Genomic DNA, 18,696 nt, shown 5'->3' on the forward strand with positions numbered 1-18,696 from the left:
AAGAATGACCTTGAGCCTGAACAAGAAAACCAAAAGAAAAATGAAAAACGTATGGAAGAACAAATAGCAGCCCCACAACCAAATAAAAAGACAACAGAAAAAACATTGAAGACAAAAATGAAAAGTATTCTGACTACCAGCAGTTCTCCTCCAATAAATGAAAATAACCAAAAGTTAAAAGAAGAATTACAGAAAAAGATTTTAGAAGGGTTTACCTATGAGAACCAGGAAGAAATCACTTCTAAACTTGAAGAAATGGCTATCGAAATCATTCAGGATGATGATGCGTTAAAAGGAAGTGTTGACCGCCGAGTAGTCATAAACGAGTTGGTTAACGACATTACCGGCTTTGGCCCAATCAACCCCCTTTTAGCTGATTCAGACGTTAGTGAGATCATGGTCAATGGTCCTGACCAAGTATATGCAGAAAGAAAAGGAAAGCTGGAATTAACGGATATCAGATTTAGAGATTATGAGCATGTCATGAATATTATTGAAAAAATTGTTGCTCCGTTGGGCCGACGGATTGACGAGAGCAGCCCGATGGTGGATGCCCGCTTGCCAGATGGCTCTCGGGTTAATGCAATAATTCCCCCTTTAGCTTTAAATGGACCGACAGTCACCATTCGGAAATTTGCTAAAGATCCATTTAAAATTTCCGATTTAATACGCTTTGGAACTTTAACAGAAGAAATGGCTGCATTTATCGATGCATGTGTAAAAGCAAGATTAAATATCTTTGTCAGTGGTGGTACTGGCTCCGGTAAAACGACAACCTTGAATGTATTTTCTTCCTTTATACCAAATGATGAACGGATTATTACAATAGAGGATGCTGCAGAGCTGCAGCTTGGGCAGGAGCATGTCGTATCACTTGAAACAAGGCCTCCGAATATGGAAGGAAAAGGTGCCATTACGATTCGCGATTTAGTTCGGAACTCATTACGGATGAGACCAGAGCGCATCGTCATCGGAGAAGTTCGTGGAGCAGAAGCACTCGATATGCTGCAGGCAATGAACACGGGCCATGACGGTTCATTGGCTACCGGTCACTCCAATAGTCCACGTGATATGATCTCTCGGTTAGAGACAATGGTATTGATGGCAGGAGTAGATCTTCCACTCAGAGCGATCCGTGAACAAATTGCCGGAGCACTGGACCTGATTGTACAGCAATCCCGATTAAAGGACGGCTCACGTAAAATAGTAAATATCACCGAGGTACAAGGGATGGAGGGCGATATCATTGTTCTCCAAGACATTTTTGCTTTTGAGCAGCGGGGGCTGGATTCCAATGGAAAAATTATTGGGAAGCTTGTACCAACAGGAGTGCGTCCCGCTTTTTATGAACGGCTGGAAAGTAGCGGAATTCATATTCCTCCAACCGTTTTCTTTGAAAAGGAGGGTTAAGCTTCTTGTTTACAATCAGTATGTATGTTTATTTATTATTTCTTTTATTTGTTTTCTTCTTTTTTTTCTTTTTGCTTCAGCTATTTGTGCCGAAAAAACAGTTAATAGAAAGACGTCTGAAATTTTACTTGCTGCAAGATCATCCTGCAGCAGCACAAGAGGGTACGCAGGAAAAAAGGCAAAAGCAAGAAACCATTAGTATTAAGAACAACATTAAGATATACAACGAAAAACTAAAAAAAGTAATGAATAAAAGAAAATCCAGTGTAAAGGTGGAGCAGTTACTCAAAAGTGCCGGATTTGCCTGGACCTTCGGAGAATATGAGGCTTTTCGTTGGATTTTTGCCTTTATTTTGGGAGGTATTCTGTATTCCCTGACAGGGCAACTCTTGATTGTGTTCATTGGATTTATAGCAGGTTTTTTGTATCCCAAGCTATTGTTACATTCAAAAAGAAAAAAACGAATCAACAAATTTAATGATCAGCTTCAGGATATGATTACAACAATTATCAGTTCGATGCGAGCGGGATATAGCTTTAATCAAGCATTAATAGCAGTGGCAGAGGAATCCTCTTTCCCACTGAAGGAAGAAATTGAAACAGTGCTAAAGGAAATGAAATATGGAGTTAGTACAGAAGATGCCCTTCATCGTTTATACGAAAGAGTGCCCAGCAAGGACTTGGATATCATGATCCAGGCGATCTTAATCCAGAGACAGGTTGGCGGAAATTTGGCAACTGTTTTAAGCATTATCGTCGATACGATTCGTGAAAGGCAAAAAATTCACGCCCAAATTAAGGCACTCACCGCTCAAGGGAGGATGTCAGGCATTGTGATTGGAGCCCTTCCAATTGCCTTAGGGGCATTATTGTATATCATTCAGCCTTCCTATATCGGCATCTTTTTTAAAGATCCTATCGGTATCATACTAATTTCTGCCGCTCTTTTATCAGGTATTCTAGGATTTTTATTGATTCAAAAGTTAACTAAAATCGAGGTGTAATTATGCTATATGCTGCCTTTTTTTTCGCCATTTTCCTCCTTATCTTTGGACTGCTGTTCATTCCACTGAACAAAAAAAACCAAGTAAAACATCGAATTGAACAGTTAATGAGTGAGAATAAATCAAATCTTAAAATTTTGCCAAGTGAACATGAAGATAAAAATAATAAAGAATCCTTTCGAAATCGAATCTTACTACCTCTTTGGATGGAAGCAAAAAAAAGCTTTTCCAAACGATTGCCTAATAAACAAGTAGAAAAGCTGGATAAGCAATTAATACAAGCAGGCAATCCGTTTCATATGAAGGCAGCTGATTATCGAATGGTACAATTGGCCGTTATGATTGGAATGACTGTCTTATCCTTTTTTTATGGATTGTTACTGGGTGTCCAAGGCGCTTCATTATTCATTTTTCTATTTGTTGGATTAGTGATAGGCATGGTCTTGCCGCGCCATTACTTGAAAATGAAAATGGCCAAGCGAAAAAAACTTGCAGCAAAGGAATTACCTGATTTCGTAGATTTATTATTAGTATGTCTGGAAGCAGGTTTAGGCTTTGATTCTGCAATAACTAAAGTAATTGGAAAACAAGAGGGTGTTCTTGCCGGGAATTCCAGCGCTGCCTTGAGGAATTACGTCTCGGCTTAAGCCGCAAAGAGGCATTAATAGGCGTACGGGATCGTTTGGAAGTAGAAGAAATTTCGGTATTTATCAATAGTGTGCTACGTGCAGAGAAGCTTGGTGTCGGAATGGTACAGGTCCTGCGAATCTTAAGTAGTGATGTCAGGGAGCACAGGCGCCAAAAAGCTGAGGAAACAGCTATGAAAGCTCCTATAAAAATCCTGTTTCCATTAATATTCTTTATCTTTCCGAGTCTTTTTATTGTAATCCTTGGTCCAGTTGCTATTCAGCTTTTTCACCAATTCCATAAATAGAGAAATTTTCCAAAGGAGGTTGGGGTCATTTGTTTCGAGCTATTTATCTATTCTTAATCATCTTCCCTTTTTTAGTTATCCCGTATGATGAATATATAACGGTTATGAAGATGGGACTCCTCGCCTATCTTTCATTATCCATTTGGATCCTGATGTTTTTAAAATGGTACAGACAAAAAATGCTTCCTTTTGAGAAAAAACTTTACCCTCCGGAGCTTTTTCTTATTGCGTTTGCCGTTTGGGCAGCATTATCCGCTTGTTTATCGAACCATCCTTATATTGCCCTATTTGGAATGATTAAAAGGCATGAGGGCCTTTTAGCATTGTATTCTTATTTTACAATCTTTTTTATAACTTTACGTTTTGCTCCAATCGAAAAATATAAATCTTTGCTAACAGGGCTCGTTAGTATGTCTATTATTGCGGGAATATATGGAGTTCTCCAGAAATTTCCTTTATACTTTCTTCTTCCTGATCCGGGGCGAGTGGAGTCATTCTTTGAAAACGCAAATTTTTTTGGAAGTTATCTTGTAATCATGCTTTTAACGGCAACAGTATTGATGCTATTGGCAAAAAGCAGAAAAGAAATTACTCTATTCATCTTGATTGCAGATTTGCTTTTTTTAAATACATTGTATACAGGAACGCGAAGTGCCTTAATTGGTATCCTTGCCGGGGTGTTATTTTTTAGTGTGTTTATTTTAAAAAATTCCCCAAATAGGTTAAAGCGATATATATGGCTTCTTTTTACCTTTTTCATTATATTTGGGATTGTGAATGTGATGGAAGGCAACGTCTATTTACTTAGAGTGTTTAGTATTGCCGATAGTGCAAAGCAGGCATTACATAACGATGGGGACGCCGGAAGCTATCGCTGGAAAATATGGCAGCTTGCATTGCCATTAGTAGGAAAATACCCTTTGTTTGGGTCGGGACCGGATACATTAGTCTATGTATTTAATCAGGGTGCTTTTCGCAACTTCATTCATGTAAAGGACGCTCTCGTTGATAAAGCACATAACGAGTATTTACAAATATCCATTACCATGGGAATACCCGCACTCCTGTTTTATTTAGGATTTTTAAGCACCGTTCTAAGGTCAATTTGGAAAGCCATATGGAAGAGCAGCGGCGAAAAACAATTATTATTGGCAGGCTTCTTCGCCATTTTGATTGGATATATCGTTCAGGCATTTTTTAATATTAGTGTAGTGCCTGTAGCACCATTTTTCTGGTTCATGCTCGGGATGGCTTATAGGCTTTCGTATACAGAAACATTTACAATTGAAAGCCACACCCATATGTCAACAATTCCACTCTCTTAGGAATTATTGGAAAAATGAAGCTAAATAAAGCATAAGTGCCATAAAGATTCTCCTCTTTGTCACTTTCCGTTTAATCTGGAGATGACCCGCATGATTGACAAAGTTAACTTCAGCATTGGATCGCTAGCCTTCCCAACTACATCAAGTCTGTCAATTTCGGAATGCAAAGTTTGAGTTAACACTATGCAAGACGTATTTTTAGTTTTTGGGGACTGTCTATGATATGATATTTCATAATATATGGACTTGCCAGAAGGAGGAAAATTTATATGAACGGCCATATTACTGACGCCCATATAACTACATGGTTTTTGACATTGGTTTTATTTTTGATTGCACTAAGCTTAAACAAAAGCGGAAAAGCGAAGGGTTTTAAGATCCTTCATATGATTATCAGAGTTTTTTACTTACTGATTATATTAACTGGCGGGATGCTGCTTTTTTCGATTTACCAAATTAGCTTTTTGTATATTTTAAAAGTAATTGTTGGACTTTGGATTATTTCTTTATTTGAAATGATTCTGATAAAAGCGGGCAAAAAAAAGGAAACAAAGGGTATGTGGATTCAATTTATCATTGCGTTTTTACTAGTGTTGTATTTAGGCTTTAAACTACCGCTAGGAATTCATATTTTCTAATGAAAAAAGGCTGCAGATCTGCAGCCTTTTTGTTTATCTTTTTTGCTTTCTTCTCTTAATTATGAAATATAGGAAAGTGAAAAACGCAATATAGACTGCTGTAATTGCAGCGGTGAGCGGGAGGTTGATTCCTGATTTGTTTGCCAGTACATAAATTTCTGCATTGTCACGGTCAAGAATGATTTTATACTGGTGTTGATTGCTTTTTGCGACATCTCCGTTTAATAACCCGCGCAATTCTTTTCCATCTTCAATTTGTTTGTTTGATAGAGTAACCTGTTGAGATTTACTGGTATTATTAATGGCAATGACAGAGGTCTCATTTTGATAGACACGTTTATAGACGATCATGCCATTTTTTTCATAAAGTTTTTCAAATGTACCTCTTTTTAATGACGGAAGCTGGTTTCTTAATTGGCCCAGCTTAGTGATATAGTCAATTAAATCTTTATTTGCTCGGAAATTCATTTGTCGGTGGTTATCTGGAGCCTTGCCGCCGTTTAAAGCAATTTCTGAACCGTAATAGATAACAGGAATTCCTGGAGTTGTGTATAAATAAGTTAAAGCCATCTCCCATCGAGATCCAGGATACTGTTTATTGGAAACGATATCCTTTGTAAATCTAGTTGTTTGCGTGTCATCCATATAGGTTCCCATTAAATAGGGATTAGGGGTGCTCTGCTTCGTTTTTTCCCAATCAGAGAATAAATGATTTAATGATAGGTCTGTTGAAGCAAACCCCTTTCTTAAGTCCATGTTTAACTTTGAATCTGTAAAGCCATCCAAACCAGTGGATTTGTATAGATTTACGACATTTGGATCATCAGATTGGACATCTCCAAGTAAATAAAAGTCTTTTTTTGCGCTTTTTACAGCTTTGGAAAAAGTTGCCCAGAAAGCTGGCGGAACGAAATTGGCACCTGTTAATCGATACCCGTCAATATTTGTTTCTTTGATCCACCACTTTGCGGCATCTACTAAATAATTCGTGACTTCTGGATTTTCCTGATTTAAATCGGGCTGTCCATCAATCCAACTATTTTCAAGAACCTGTTGGTTATCAGATGATACATTTCCTTCTTGCTTGGGGTGAAACCAATTTTGCTTTGTCGGGTCATTTACCCATGGGTGTGTAGGGGCTACACTATTTGCAACAAAATCAATCATGATCTTGATTTGACGCTTATGTGCTTCATTAACTAGTTTTTTAAATGTTTTGATCGAACCAAAATGCTCATCTGTCTTGTAATAATTTTGAACTGAATACCCATCGTAACCTTTTGCGGCAGTATTTAAAATGGGTGTCAGATCAATGGCTGTAAAGCCCATAGCTTTTATATAATCCAGTTTATCGATAATCCCCTGAAAATCGCCTCCATTATAAGCGAGGGGATTTTTTGTATCCACATCAGGAGCATTATTCGAATCGCCATCATTAAAACGGTCCACCATTATGTAGTAAATCGACTCATCCTGCCACTTTCTGTCTGTTTTTTTTACAGCTGCAGAAGCAGGTACTGTTGAAAAGACAAAAAGGATGATGGCAAATAATAAGAAAGCAGCTTTTTTCAAATGATTAATCCCTCCTCATCAAAGGAAAGAGAAGTCCTTCCTTATCTTCATTGTAATGTAATTGACGGAATTGTCCAATAATATAACATTCCTTGAATTGTAAAAAACTCTGCCCTTGAGTTGGCAGAGTTTGGGATCTATTCTATTCAGCAATATTGATATTGTAGGCTTTAAACCAAATATGAATTTGGGCAAGGTATGCCAATAATTGCGGACCTGTCATTAATTGACCAAACCATGGTTCTTTAAAGGAGTCTCCACCTGTTTCGACAATACTTTGTAAATAAGCCTTATCAAAAAACTCATGTAATACCGAAGATTTATCCTTTAAAATATCCTGCAGCATCGTTTGAACAGCCAATGTATATTGAGGATTATGGGTTTTCGGATATGGACTTTTTTTGCGGTACAGCACATCCTCAGGAAGAACACCTTCAAAAGCTTTCCTTAAGATTCCTTTTTCGCGGTTGCCGTACATTTTTATATTCCAAGGGATATTCCAGACATATTCAACCAAACGATGGTCGGCAAACGGCACCCGCACCTCTAAACTTGCACCCATGCTCATTCGGTCTTTACGGTCAAGGAGTGTTGTCATAAACCAGATCATATTTAAATAAAACAGCTGCCTGCGTTGTGCAGCCTCACCGCTTTCGCCATCCAAAACAGGTGTTTCAGCAATGGTTTGATTATATTTTTCCATTACATAATCCTGGATATTTAATTTATTCCGCCAATGTTCTTTTAAAAGATTCTGTCTTTCGTTAACGGAACGCATCCATGGGAATCCGTCGCGCTCCAAATCGGCTTTACGGTGAAACCATGGATATCCGCCAAAAATTTCATCTGCACATTCTCCGGAAAGACTCACAGTAAAATCCTTTTTGATTTCTTTACAGAACCAAAGCAGGGAAGAATCAACATCAGCCATTCCCGGGCAATCGCGGACATATACAGCTTCAATAAGGTCATAAGCTAATTGTTCCTGTGAGATTATTTTTTTATGGCTCTGGGTTTTATAGGCATTTGAAACCATTTGAATATAAACTTCATCCGAATTTGGTTGGAATTCATTTGCTTTAAAATGAACATCATTGCCTTCATAATCAATCGAATAGGTATGAAGCTGACCTTTTCCTTGGTCCTTAAAACCTGTTGCGGCAATCGCAGTAATGATACTCGAATCCAGCCCGCCGGATAAGAATGTACATAATGGTACATCAGAAACTAGCTGTCTTGTAACTGCATCGGTAACCAAGTACTTGATATGGTCAGCAGTTTCATCGGCAGTTTCCGTATGTTTACTGCTTTTAACGTTCCAATACCTCCAGATTTTGAGACCATTTCTGGTAAATGTAAGAGCATGCGCCGGTCTAAGTTCATTAATTCCTTTAAAAATTCCTGTTCCAGGTGACCTTGAAGGACCAAGACCAAATACTTCTGAGAGTCCCGATTGATCTACCACGGTACTGATTTCAGGATTGGCAAGAATCGCTTTTATTTCAGATCCAAAAATAAGTCCCTTGTTGTTTTCCGAAAAAAATAAAGGTTTGACGCCTAAACGATCGCGGGCAATGAATAGCTTTTCTTGTTCACGGTCCCAAATCGCAAACGCATATATTCCGTTTAGATGATTAACACATTCTTCCGCCCATTCTATATAGGCTGTTAACAGTACTTCTGTATCAGAATGACCCTTAAAAGAATATCCTTTAGTAAGAAGGGTTTTTCGCAGATCTTCTGTGTTGTACAACTCACCATTATAACAGATGGTATAAGTATTTCCTTTGATGGATGGCTTTGACATCGGCTGTCTCCCCCCTGAAGGATCAACGACAATTAACCTTTTATGACCAAAACCGACATGAAGATCATTCCAAATATTGGTTTCATCTGGTCCTCTTTTACTTAATGTATTAGCCATTTTTTCAATGGTTTTTGACTCTTTGCGCAAATCCCTATGAAAGTCAACCCAACCTGAAATCCCGCACATATTACAGCCTCCTCCCTCCAATGAATGGAGCAATCAAAATCAAATCTAAGGTGAATGTTTTATATACTATTCCGCCCATTTTAAATGGTTAATTGTCCAAAAAACGTTACCTGCGAAAATTGAAATGAAATGAACAGAACTTCTCATCTCATTCAAGGAAAAGTATAAAAACAGTGGAAGATGTCTACAAAGAAGAAGAAAGCATCAATCACGGAGGTTAAGTGATGAATCGACAGCAACGATTAAAACTCTATAATAATCAAGAAAGAGCTCATACAGAAGGAACCGTTGAACAAATCAACGATCAATGGATTTTCTTTGATGCGGAGACAGAGGAAGCATCATTAATGGAGGATTTCCTGCAGCAAGACGTTGAAATATTCCGCTTAAACCGCTGGAAAAGTGGAGTGTTGGTTGAGGCAGGGAAAATTTCCATTGGAAAGGAAATCTTGCTGTTACGTGATCATGATCTTTTAAGGGTTCGGAAACATATCATTTATTCTCTAGAAAGATTATTGGATAGCATGAATGATGATGCCTTTTTCCAATTTGTGACGACGCTTAACTCCTTAGACTTTTCTCTCTATGATTGTCTTTACTGCTATAATCATTTGACATTCTTAACAGATGATACGCGTAAAGATGGAGTTAACTTTATTGTTTTTGATAATCAAATACAAATTTGCAATGTGCAGCATCATTTTTGTTATTTCGAAAAAGTAAGTGACCGATTTGAATTCACTTTAAATACGGGAAAACGGTTAATTATTGAAAAACTCATATCTTAAACAAAGGGAATCCCTAAAAATGAAGGGATTCCCTTTGTTTAGCTACCAATATATTTGGAATAAACTGTTTTTGCTTTGGAGATATCATTTGTACCATGCACTAACACACGTGAGTCGGTGAAGACGACGATGGTTATTTGCTGATCATCCTCAGGTGAGAAGCGAAGTAAAAAGTCGTTGGCAGCAACTTTGCCACTTTTTTGTAGCTGCCCGGCTAAGCTTTTTAAATCCACTTTTGCCTTTTTTCGATAATTAATTTGAACGGTCTCTCTTCCACAGAGTGTAGTATATGTAGCTTGCTCGTTTGAAGAACGGTCAAGAAATTCAAATTCATGATTCGCACAAGTAGGACACTTAGGATTTCTACCTTCGCTAATATTCATATCCATAAACGAATTGTCCCAAATATCTAATTGCGTGAGGCTAGGGTTTGGATCGGCTCCAACCAATAGTTTTATAGCTTCTATTGCTTCAAAAGAGCCGATAATATCCGTAATAGGCGATAGTACACCAACAGTATCGCATGTTTCCCCTCGGCCTAACGGGACAGTTGGAAATAAGCAGCGGTAGCAAGGTGTAATACCAGGTTTAATAACAGCAAACATTCCTCGTGAACTAACCGCTCCGCCATAAATCCAGGGAATGTCATATTTTACTGCCACATCATTGATTAAATAGCGGGTCATAAAATTATCGGTGCCATCCACAATGATATCGATATCAGATAATAATTCCTCGGCATTATCAATATTTAAATCAGCAATAACAGGTTCAATCTCAACAGTTGAATTAATTTCCTTCAGCTTTTGGGCAGCTGCCATGGCCTTGGGCAGGTTCAAACGTGCATCTTCCTCATCATAAAGCGTTTGACGTTGTAAATTAGTTAATTCGACAAAGTCTCTGTCTATCAATCTAACAAAACCCACACCAGAACGGACAAGATGGTTGGCAATAACTGCACCAAGTGCGCCCAAACCAACAATTGCAGCCCTGCTGCTTATTAATTTCTCCTGCCCATCATGACCAATTGGCTTAAATAATACTTGTCTTGAATAGCGGTGGAGCGGATCCATTTGGAACACCTCTTTTATTATTTTAGTATTATAAAAAGTTCATAATTTGTCCTTATTTTATAACAAATTAGTAGAGGGATTTTATAGATGAATATCCAATTTAAATAAAGTATATTATTTTTTCCAATATAAAGATATAGGGAGGTATAAGCTTTGAATATCGGGGGATTTAACAACAATGAAGTTATGGTGGATCTGTCGACTGGTGCAATCAGCTACAGAACCATTAATGAAGAGGATGCTAAAAAGTATATTGGCGGCCGTGGACTTGGTGTCAAATACGTGTATGATAATGGGCCAGATGTGGAAGCGTTTTCACCGGAGAATATTTTATGCGTGATGACAGGCCCGATAACTGGATCCCGTTCATCGATGAGCGGCAGATTATGCGTGGTTACGAAATCACCCTTGACTGGAACAGTAACAGATGCTCATATGGGCGGCTGGACTGCAGCCAGGTTAAAGTGGTCCGGATTCGATAACATTATTTTTTCTGGAAAGAGCGATAGACCAGTTTATCTTTACATTGAGGATGGAAAAGCGGAATTACATGATGCTTCAGAGTATTGGGGAAAAAGTACACGTGAAACGGTTAAAGCATTTAAAGAAAAATATGGTGAAGAAGATCTAAGTGTCATGACGATCGGCGTTGCCGGTGAAAAATTGGTCCGCTTTGCCGGCATTATGAATGAACTTGATCGTTCTGCAGGCCGGGCGGAACAGGAGCAGTAGCTGGATATAAAAATCTAAAAGCAATTGTCATTAAAGCAGCACAAAAAGGCAATATGCAGGAACCTAAACTTCCAGAAGACTATAAAAAAGCTAACAAGAATGCGGTGAAAGCGATCCTTGAAGGCGGTCTGACAGCTCCAAGAAAAGGCGGACTTTCTGTATACGGTACAAACGTTTTAATGAATATTCTTAATGAAGTGGGAGGACTTCCTACGAAAAACTCCCAACTTTCTCATTGGGATGAAGCTGATAAAACGAGCGGTGAATTTTTCGTTGAGAATTTACTCGTTGCAAACAATGCCTGCCATGCATGTCCTGTTGCTTGTAAAATTGAAGTAGAAGTAAAAGAAGGCCCATATAAAACAAAGGTAGAAAGTATTGAGTATGAATCTGCATGGGCATTTGGTTCGAACTGTCTCTTAAGTGATGCCAAAGCAATTGCCAAACTTGTTGATTTATCTAATGAATACGGTTATGACACAATTGAACTGGGCCACTGTTTCTCTATAACTATGGAAGCTTCAGAAAAAGGCATCATTTCCGACAAGCTTGAGTGGGGCGATGCGGATGCAATGATTGCTTTAGCACAAAAAATTGCTTTCCGTGAAGGCATTGGCGACACTCTTGCAGAAGGACCTGCACGTGCTGCTGACGTCTGGGGTGCCCCTGAGATCTCGATGTCCGTTAAAGGACAATCGATTCCAGCTTATGACCCGCGCGGTGTTCAGGGTATTGGTTTGGGGTATGCAACTAGTAACCGTGGTGCTTGCCATGTTCGCGGTTATACCATTGCCAGTGAAATTGCCGGTATTCCTGAGCCTACTGACCGCACTGTGCCAGAAGGCAAAGGTGCATTGTTGAAGATATTCCAAGACTTACTTGCTTTCTCTGATTCTATGGATATTTGTAAGTTCTCTTCCTTCTCAGAAAACGCCGATAATTATGCTGAACAATATAGCGGGATGACAGGAATTCAGCTGACGGCTGATGATGTAATGAAGGCAGGCGAGCGGATTTATAACTTGGAACGCCATTATAATAACCTTGCAGGTTTTAATAAACGCGAGGATGACTTCCTTCCTAAGCGGTTCACTGAGGAACCTGCTTCAGGAAACAGTGCTGGTATGGTCAGCCGCATGGATATTATGCTTGATGAATATTACCAAGAACGCGGCTGGAAAGACGGGGTTGTTACTGAAGAAAAGCTTGCCGAGCTTGGAATCGCTGATTCTGGAGTATCTAAGTAAGCAGTCCAATTCATAAAGAAAAGACTTCTGCATTCTGTTGCAGAAGTCTTTTTTTAGCTAATAAAAAAGTATAAGTACAACTACCCCTCTGTTATCGCACTTAGGGGCTCGCCAATCGGCGATTTTTCTTTATCCGCCGACTCTAGTCGTCTTCTTTCGATAGTTTTTGATTACTTGTTCTAATATTTCCTCATTATCAGCGATAAAACGAATCTTCACTGCATTTACGTGAAAGCTGGATGTTATGGTGATTACCTCTTCGCTTAAGATTTCTGCTTTCCAGGTCAAAGTCTCAAACAGATAGGGGGAAGAATCAGAAAGCTTTTCAGCACCCAGGTCCTCAAAATACATCCCAAGATGTGAGAGGTTTATTCCGCGAAACTCAAGTACCTTATTTGCCATCTCAGCCGCCAGCCACCGGCGGAAATAGAGCAAACTGATCTTTTTCAGTAACTTTCGTTTCAAAGCCGTCAATATGAATTATATTTCTGCCATTGATGAAGACATGTACAAAGGGTTTTAATGTTCTCTCAGGTGTAAAAATCTCTTCCTCCAAATCCGGAAAATTCTTAACCAATTGTTCGAGAATATCGATGACTCGATTACCGTTTACTTCAATGTTTACTGAAACTCCTCCGCAAATTTTTCGAAGGTTAGCAAAAACTTTTACGAGCACAACCATCCCAAAGCCACTCCTCTCTATACTTCCATAATAAAGCCAACCTTCCAAGTTTGTCACCAATAAAAACTGCGATCTCAATTGAAATCGCAGTTAAACAAATTTTATCCATTTATAATAGTCCCGCCATTTACGTGGAGCATTTGACCACTCACATAGGAAGAATCTTCTGAGGCAAGGTAGACATAGCTTGGTGCCAGCTCACAGGGCTGTCCAGCTCGCCCAAAAGGTGTATCGGAACCAAAGGTCTCTACCTGATCTGCTGTAAAGGTTGATGGGATCAATGGTGTCCAAATTGGGCCAGGTGCAACACCATTAACGCGTATCCCTTGCGGTGCCAAAGACTTTGCCAAAGAACGTGTAAACGTAACAATTGCTCCTTTAGTTGAGGAATAATCCAATAATTGTTCATTTCCTTCATAAGCGGTAATCGAAGCTGTGTTAATGATCGATGCCCCTTTTTGCAAGTGAGGAAGAACCGCTTTTGTCATATAAAAAAAGGAAAAGATATTGGTTCGGAACGTTTTTTCCAACTGTTCTGCTGTTATATCGATAAGGCTTTTTTGGGGATGCTGTTCAGCTGCATTGTTAACGAGAATATCAATTTTTCCAAAGTTTGTTTTTATTTTCTGAACGGTATCTTGGCAAAATGGTTCTGAACCAATATCCCCTGGAAAAAGCAGGCACTTTCGCCCTTCTGCTTCAATTAATTTCTTCGTTTCCTCTGCATCAGAAGTTTCCTCTAAATACACAATCGCCACATCTGCCCCTTCTTTGGCAAAGTAAATGGAAACGGCTCTGCCGATTCCACTGTCACCCCCAGTGATGATGGCTGTTTTGTTCGCTAATTTTCCGCTTCCTTTGTAATTGGGCTGAACCGAGATTGGTTTCGGATTCATTTCACTTTCAAGCCCAGGCTGGTGGTTTTGATGTTGCGGCGGGAATACCTTCTTTTTTTGCTGGTTACTCATACAATCACCCTCCAGTTCATCTATTTTCATAATTCCTTTATTTGCCGAGAACAAACGTGGAAATAGATGGATGAAAGTGATTTTCCAAAAAAATGCGAAAAGCAAAAAGCTTTTCGCATTTACCGATAATTAATAAATTGAACATCAATCGTAAGATCCGCTGCTTTTACGGCAGCAATGATTTGCTGGAGCTCATCGCGGCTTTTTCCGCTGACCCGAACTTGGTCATCCTGAATCTGACTTTTTACTTTTATCCCACTGTTTTTAATAATCGTATTAATCTTTTTCGCATTTTCCTTGTCAATCCCTTGGACAAGCTTAGCTCGTTGACGAACAGTGCCGCCTGAAGCCTTTTCAATTTTTGCATAATCAAGGTTCTTGATGGGAACGCCCCTTTTGATTAGTTTTCCAAGCAATACATCTTTAAGCTGATCTAATTTGTACTCATCATCCGAGACTAATACAAGCTCCTCTTTATCAAGCGAGACTTCACTTTTACTTCCTTTGAAATCATAACGGGTTTGAATTTCCTTCATCGTTTGCGTTATCGCATTGGTTACTTCTGAAAAATCAACTTTGGATACAATATCAAATGAACTATCTTTGGCCATGTTAAAACCTCCGAATTTTTATATCTTTCATTTTAATGATAAAATAGATAAATTTTTTTGAATTACATTTCCCTTTACGTTTTCATTATAGTAAAATATAGCAGTCCAAACAACCTTTTGGAAAAAGTACCATTAAAAAGAAATGAGGAGAATCAATTTGCCTTTAATCGAATTAGTTGGACAGGTTGCCAATTTAACGGTTGCCCGTAAAGCACCATTTGGCTTTTTTTTAACTGACGGACATGAAGACGTATTGTTGCATATAAATGAAACGGACCGCAAGTTTGAAGAAGGGGAGAGTCTAGACGTTTTTCTATATCCAGATTCGCATGGAAGAATCGCAGCTACTACCATAATCCCAACAGTTTTAGCCGGTAAATACAATTGGGTGAAGGTAACAGATATTAAGCCTGGTATCGGTGTGTTCTTAGATATTGGGATCCAAAAAGATTTATTGCTTGGAGAGGAAGATTTGCCTGCCCATAAATCTGTTTCGCCAGGCTCTCGGGGATATGCTTTATATTACATTACGAGTGAACCGAAATTATCGGTTATATGCGAAACTTGCAAGTGACCAGGTGATACATTCTATTTCGACAATAGCAACCCGTGAGGACTTTAATAAAAATGTCCAAGGGCACATTTATCGGACAGCCAAGGTTGGCAGCTGGGTATATACAATTGAAGGTTTTAAAGGATTTATTCATGAGTCACAGCGCTTGACTGAGCCGCGGCTGGGAGAAAAAATCGAAGGGCGGATAATTGATATTAAGGAAGACGGAACGATTAATGTGTCATTGTTGGCCCGTAAGGAAGAGTCACTCGATCGGGATGCTAACATGGTTTACGATTATTTAGTCAGCAGAAATGGCGCAATGCCATTTAATGATAAAAGTATGCCTGAGGATATTCAAGAGCGTTTCCAGCTAAGCAAAGGGGCATTTAAACGTGCTTTAGGAAAGCTATTGAAAGAAGGAAAAATTTATCAAGAAGGCGTATGGACCTATTTAAAGAAAGATTAAAAAACAAGCATAAAACGGATGCTTGTTTTTTTTTTACATACTCTCTGCAGTTTAACAAAAACTATTGTTTGTAACCTAGGTAAAAGAAAGGGGATTTACAATGCCGCATACGTCAGATAATGATAAAAAAGCGCAGGACAATAACGCTCTACGCCATGAAAAAAATATGATGCGTGAAAAGAATCGAAAAGCGGGAAAAAATCAGTACTCCAAGAAAACCGATCATTTATAAAAAATGAGTGAGGGGGTCCTCACTCATTTTTTTTGGGAAGTTGGTTCAAAAAAAAGATGGCAATAGTTCCTGGGCCGGTATGTGCGCCAATCGCAGAGCCAATCGCTGAAATATAGACATCTTGAGGATGAAATTCTTCTTCAATCATCCTTCGCATTTCTAACGCCGTTTCTTCATTATCAGCATGACTAATCCCAATTATTTGTTCATTTAATTGGCTGCCGCGTTCCTTCATAACTTCAATGACCCGATGAAGGAGTTTCTTTTTCCCTCTAATTTTTTCTAAAGGAACCAGTTTTCCATCCTCAACATTTAATAATGGTTTGATATTTAACAATCCTCCAAGAAATGCTGAGGCTTTGGAAACGCGTCCGCCTTTAGCAAGGTACTCTAGATCCTCAACGGTAAAAAGGTGTTCCATGTGCTGCACTCTAAAAAGAACATCCTTTAAAATTTCTTCCTTTGTCGCATTGTTAGCTGCGAGCCTTGCTGCTTCCTTAACAATTAGCCCTTGGCCAAGGGAAGCACATTTCGTATCGACAATTGTTAAATCAAAGTTAGGATAATTTTCCTTCACTTGGTCAAGAATCATAACAGCGGTTTGATATGTACCTGACAGTGCTGAGGAAAAGGCAATATAGATTCCGTCTTCATTATTTTTAGCCATGTTTGTAAATGCTTCTTCAAATAAAACCGGTGAGGGCTGGGATGTTTTCGGGATATTTCCGTTTCGAATGGCTTCATAAACCATTTGAGGCTGGATTGTTTTGACATCTTCGTATTCGTTTCCGTTTACTTGAACCTTTAAGGGTAATAATGTCGCATTTTGCTCTGTATAAAAATCAAGAGGTAAATCGCATGCGCTATCTGCCAGTATTTTTACTTGCATTCAAGCTCACCTGCTTTCAAACAAATATGTTTCTTATTAATTAAGTTTATCGGTTTCAAACTAAAAAAACAATTGACTATAATGCGAAACTTTGGGGGTGAAGGGATGATCTGGCTTCAGACAAAAAAATCATTTGTTGTGATTATGGGGGCATTTTTAGTTGCAATTTCAATGAACTTATTTTTAATTCCCGCAAACGTCTATTCCAGTGGTTTTGCTGGTGTTGCCCAATTATTATCAAAGGTTATATCTGAATATACCCCATTACATATTTCCATGGGATATTTACTTTTATTGCTTAATATTCCTGTGGCTATACTCGGTTGGAAGAAGGTGGGGAAGTCCTTTACGCTGTATAGTTTTTTGAGTGTTGTCTTTTCTACTTTTTTTTTAGAAATCATCCCCATTAAACATGTGGCCCATGATCTTTTATTGAATGCAGTATTTGGCGGTGTCATCTTAGCAATCGGTGTTGGCTTTACCTTGAAATGGGGTGCGTCAACAGGCGGATTAGATATCATTGCTATGGTATTATCTCGGCAAAAGGATAAGCCGGTTGGAAATTATATGTTTATCCTTAACGGAATTATTATCCTTACAGCAGGATATCTTTACGGTTGGGAAAAAGCACTGTACACGCTTGTTACGCTCTATACATCGACTAGAGTTATTGATGCTATTCATACAAGGCATGAAAAGCTGACAGCTCTTATTATTACGAGAAAAGGCGAAGAACTGAGGAAGGCAATCCATTCTAAGCTAGTCAGAGGAATAACGGCGATCCCGGCAAAAGGTGCCTATACAAATGAGTCCAAGGACTTGTTAATGATCGTTATTACTCGTTACGAACTATTCGATTTAGAACGAATCATTAAAGAAGTCGATCCAAAGGCATTTACCAATCTCATTGAAACAACAAATGTGGTTGGCTTTTTTCGTAGGGATTAAGCATTGGAGGAATATATGTGCGTGTGATATTTATTCTTTTAGCTTTATTAATGGCTACACCTCTAATTGACAGCAAGGCAGCCTCGATGCAAACCATTAAAGAAAGTGATCAGGTTTATCGAAAAATATATAAACTAGGATATAGGGGTAACTATGTTATAACGGGTGAAGCAAAAAGTTCCTTTTATTACAGCGTGGAGGATGGGCATGTTCAGTATATTCAGGAGAAAAAGGTGAACCTAAAAGGAAAACCATCCTTGTGGCATCCTTTTAAAATAATGATCAACATTCCGAGAACAGCACTGCCTGAAAATGGTTCTGTTATCGTAACATTTTATAAAAAAGGAGAAAAAACAGACACTTATCCGATTGTTCTTGAACAATTTTACCATTGAAACAGGGCTCGCCCCTAAACAGGGTTTAGGGGCGAAGTCCATTTTACGAGTTAAGATGATCAAGCTCATCTTGCATTTCGTGCAACTGACTTTGTTCGGCTATGGTTGAGTTAGCATAAGCTGAACTCAACGCATTTTTAGCTTTTTCCATAGCAGATTGTCTGTCATTCGTACTGGCGGATTTGGCCATATCAACAAATCTTCGGGCTTCTTGAAATAGTTGGTTACCCATC

General features: G+C 38.7%; 18 protein-coding genes and 3 pseudogenes. 12 read left to right on the forward strand and 9 right to left on the reverse strand.

The genetic code is table 11. The features are described 5' to 3' along the window. The first annotated feature begins 117 nt into the window (after positions 1 to 117). The 6 genes and pseudogenes from RCG17_RS19140 to RCG17_RS19165 all read left to right on the forward strand — a co-directional run bounded on the left by RCG17_RS19140 (position 118) and on the right by RCG17_RS19165 (position 5,311). Positions 118 to 1,410, forward strand: coding sequence for a TadA family conjugal transfer-associated ATPase (locus RCG17_RS19140; RefSeq protein WP_308175886.1), 1,293 nt, complete (start codon positions 118 to 120; stop codon positions 1,408 to 1,410). A gap of 5 nt (positions 1,411 to 1,415) precedes the next feature. Further along, the gene (locus tag RCG17_RS19145; RefSeq protein ID WP_308171683.1) at positions 1,416 to 2,414 is read left to right on the forward strand and encodes a type II secretion system F family protein; all 999 of its coding nucleotides are present in this window, start codon (positions 1,416 to 1,418) and stop codon (positions 2,412 to 2,414) included. Between the two features lie 2 nt (positions 2,415 to 2,416). Next, positions 2,417 to 3,061, forward strand: coding sequence for a hypothetical protein (locus RCG17_RS19150; protein WP_308171684.1), 645 nt, complete (start codon positions 2,417 to 2,419; stop codon positions 3,059 to 3,061). A 14-nt stretch (positions 3,062 to 3,075) separates the two neighbouring features. Further along, positions 3,076 to 3,348 (forward strand): annotated as a pseudogene (locus RCG17_RS19155) (type II secretion system F family protein); the annotation flags it as partial. Positions 3,349 to 3,377: 29 nt separating this feature from the next. Continuing rightward, positions 3,378 to 4,673 carry an O-antigen ligase family protein gene (locus RCG17_RS19160; protein ID WP_308171685.1) on the forward strand — a complete coding sequence of 432 codons (1,296 nt, stop codon included), beginning with the start codon at positions 3,378 to 3,380 and terminating at the stop codon, positions 4,671 to 4,673. A gap of 269 nt (positions 4,674 to 4,942) precedes the next feature. Further along, entirely contained in the window at positions 4,943 to 5,311 is a 369-nt protein-coding gene (locus tag RCG17_RS19165; protein WP_374120846.1) for a YisL family protein, read from the forward strand. A gap of 33 nt (positions 5,312 to 5,344) precedes the next feature. Here the strand turns inward: RCG17_RS19165 and RCG17_RS19170 are convergent, their stop codons facing one another. Continuing rightward, positions 5,345 to 6,883, reverse strand: a complete 1,539-nt coding sequence (locus tag RCG17_RS19170) for an alpha-amylase family glycosyl hydrolase (protein WP_308171686.1) — start codon at positions 6,881 to 6,883, stop codon at positions 5,345 to 5,347. Positions 6,884 to 7,025: 142 nt separating this feature from the next. Then, a complete protein-coding gene (asnB, locus tag RCG17_RS19175) occupies positions 7,026 to 8,876 on the reverse strand; it encodes an asparagine synthase (glutamine-hydrolyzing) (RefSeq protein WP_308171687.1) in 1,851 nt (616 codons plus the stop codon). Between the two features lie 224 nt (positions 8,877 to 9,100). Here asnB and RCG17_RS19180 point away from each other — a divergent pair, with 224 nt between their 5' ends. Next, positions 9,101 to 9,664, forward strand: coding sequence for a DUF2777 domain-containing protein (locus tag RCG17_RS19180; protein WP_308171688.1), 564 nt, complete (start codon positions 9,101 to 9,103; stop codon positions 9,662 to 9,664). A 38-nt stretch (positions 9,665 to 9,702) separates the two neighbouring features. On the opposite strand, the gene RCG17_RS19185 is transcribed toward RCG17_RS19180, so the two are convergent. Next, complete coding sequence (locus RCG17_RS19185; protein ID WP_308171689.1) at positions 9,703 to 10,737, reverse strand: ThiF family adenylyltransferase; 1,035 nt, start codon at positions 10,735 to 10,737, stop codon at positions 9,703 to 9,705. Positions 10,738 to 10,890: 153 nt separating this feature from the next. On the opposite strand from RCG17_RS19185, the pseudogene RCG17_RS19190 reads away from it, so the two are divergent. Beyond that, positions 10,891 to 12,716, forward strand: a pseudogene (locus tag RCG17_RS19190) (aldehyde ferredoxin oxidoreductase family protein). Between the two features lie 129 nt (positions 12,717 to 12,845). Here the strand turns inward: RCG17_RS19190 and RCG17_RS19195 are convergent. The 4 genes from RCG17_RS19195 to RCG17_RS19210 form a co-directional block, all read right to left on the reverse strand. Then, on the reverse strand, positions 12,846 to 13,118 hold the full coding sequence (locus RCG17_RS19195; RefSeq protein WP_308171690.1) for a MoaD-like domain-containing protein: 273 nt from the start codon (positions 13,116 to 13,118) through the stop codon (positions 12,846 to 12,848). A gap of 1 nt (position 13,119) precedes the next feature. Continuing rightward, positions 13,120 to 13,392, reverse strand: a complete 273-nt coding sequence (locus tag RCG17_RS19200) for a ubiquitin-like small modifier protein 1 (RefSeq protein WP_308175888.1) — start codon at positions 13,390 to 13,392, stop codon at positions 13,120 to 13,122. Positions 13,393 to 13,499: 107 nt separating this feature from the next. Continuing rightward, positions 13,500 to 14,366, reverse strand: coding sequence for an SDR family oxidoreductase (locus RCG17_RS19205; protein WP_308171691.1), 867 nt, complete (start codon positions 14,364 to 14,366; stop codon positions 13,500 to 13,502). A gap of 119 nt (positions 14,367 to 14,485) precedes the next feature. Next, the gene (locus RCG17_RS19210; RefSeq protein WP_308171692.1) at positions 14,486 to 14,977 is read right to left on the reverse strand and encodes a YajQ family cyclic di-GMP-binding protein; all 492 of its coding nucleotides are present in this window, start codon (positions 14,975 to 14,977) and stop codon (positions 14,486 to 14,488) included. A gap of 142 nt (positions 14,978 to 15,119) precedes the next feature. Between RCG17_RS19210 and RCG17_RS19215 the strand changes: the two are divergent. Together RCG17_RS19215 and RCG17_RS19220 are read left to right on the forward strand one after the other, a co-directional pair. Beyond that, positions 15,120 to 15,999, forward strand: a pseudogene (locus tag RCG17_RS19215) (S1 RNA-binding domain-containing protein). Between the two features lie 100 nt (positions 16,000 to 16,099). Next, positions 16,100 to 16,231 carry a DUF3941 domain-containing protein gene (locus RCG17_RS19220; protein WP_084029058.1) on the forward strand — a complete coding sequence of 44 codons (132 nt, stop codon included), beginning with the start codon at positions 16,100 to 16,102 and terminating at the stop codon, positions 16,229 to 16,231. A gap of 19 nt (positions 16,232 to 16,250) precedes the next feature. On the opposite strand, the gene RCG17_RS19225 is transcribed toward RCG17_RS19220, so the two are convergent. Continuing rightward, positions 16,251 to 17,120 carry a DegV family protein gene (locus RCG17_RS19225; protein WP_308171693.1) on the reverse strand — a complete coding sequence of 290 codons (870 nt, stop codon included), beginning with the start codon at positions 17,118 to 17,120 and terminating at the stop codon, positions 16,251 to 16,253. Between the two features lie 105 nt (positions 17,121 to 17,225). On the opposite strand from RCG17_RS19225, the gene RCG17_RS19230 reads away from it, so the two are divergent. Both RCG17_RS19230 and RCG17_RS19235 read left to right on the forward strand, forming a co-directional pair. Continuing rightward, the gene (locus RCG17_RS19230) at positions 17,226 to 18,068 is read left to right on the forward strand and encodes a YitT family protein (RefSeq protein ID WP_308171694.1); all 843 of its coding nucleotides are present in this window, start codon (positions 17,226 to 17,228) and stop codon (positions 18,066 to 18,068) included. Positions 18,069 to 18,085: 17 nt separating this feature from the next. Further along, positions 18,086 to 18,463 (forward strand): hypothetical protein, encoded by a 378-nt coding sequence (locus tag RCG17_RS19235; RefSeq protein ID WP_308171695.1) that lies wholly within the window; start codon positions 18,086 to 18,088, stop codon positions 18,461 to 18,463. A 43-nt stretch (positions 18,464 to 18,506) separates the two neighbouring features. On the opposite strand, the gene RCG17_RS19240 is transcribed toward RCG17_RS19235, so the two are convergent. Further along, positions 18,507 to 18,695, reverse strand: coding sequence for a DUF3813 domain-containing protein (locus RCG17_RS19240; RefSeq protein WP_308171696.1), 189 nt, complete (start codon positions 18,693 to 18,695; stop codon positions 18,507 to 18,509). Position 18,696 lies beyond the last annotated feature (1 nt).

This window comes from Neobacillus sp. PS3-12 (assembly GCF_030915385.1).
GTDB lineage: Bacteria > Bacillota > Bacilli > Bacillales > Cytobacillaceae > JAEVLT01.

Bases quoted from the DNA above. Each gene is read 5' to 3' on its own strand.
- RCG17_RS19240 (WP_308171696.1), bottom strand. From the start codon at position 18,695: ATGGGTAACCAACTATTTCAAGAAGCCCGAAGATTTGTTGATATGGCC.
- RCG17_RS19195 (WP_308171690.1), bottom strand. From the start codon at position 13,118: ATGGCAAATAAGGTACTTGAGTTTCGCGGAATAAACCTCTCACATCTT.
- RCG17_RS19210 (WP_308171692.1), bottom strand. From the start codon at position 14,977: ATGGCCAAAGATAGTTCATTTGATATTGTATCCAAAGTTGATTTTTCA.
- RCG17_RS19225 (WP_308171693.1), bottom strand. From the start codon at position 17,120: ATGCAAGTAAAAATACTGGCAGATAGCGCATGCGATTTACCTCTTGAT.
- RCG17_RS19140 (WP_308175886.1), top strand. From the start codon at position 118: ATGAAAAGTATTCTGACTACCAGCAGTTCTCCTCCAATAAATGAAAAT.
- RCG17_RS19185 (WP_308171689.1), bottom strand. From the start codon at position 10,737: ATGGATCCGCTCCACCGCTATTCAAGACAAGTATTATTTAAGCCAATT.
- RCG17_RS19230 (WP_308171694.1), top strand. From the start codon at position 17,226: ATGATCTGGCTTCAGACAAAAAAATCATTTGTTGTGATTATGGGGGCA.
- RCG17_RS19150 (WP_308171684.1), top strand. From the start codon at position 2,417: ATGCTATATGCTGCCTTTTTTTTCGCCATTTTCCTCCTTATCTTTGGA.
- asnB (WP_308171687.1), bottom strand. From the start codon at position 8,876: ATGTGCGGGATTTCAGGTTGGGTTGACTTTCATAGGGATTTGCGCAAA.
- RCG17_RS19165 (WP_374120846.1), top strand. From the start codon at position 4,943: ATGAACGGCCATATTACTGACGCCCATATAACTACATGGTTTTTGACA.
- RCG17_RS19180 (WP_308171688.1), top strand. From the start codon at position 9,101: ATGAATCGACAGCAACGATTAAAACTCTATAATAATCAAGAAAGAGCT.
- RCG17_RS19205 (WP_308171691.1), bottom strand. From the start codon at position 14,366: ATGAGTAACCAGCAAAAAAAGAAGGTATTCCCGCCGCAACATCAAAAC.
- RCG17_RS19220 (WP_084029058.1), top strand. From the start codon at position 16,100: ATGCCGCATACGTCAGATAATGATAAAAAAGCGCAGGACAATAACGCT.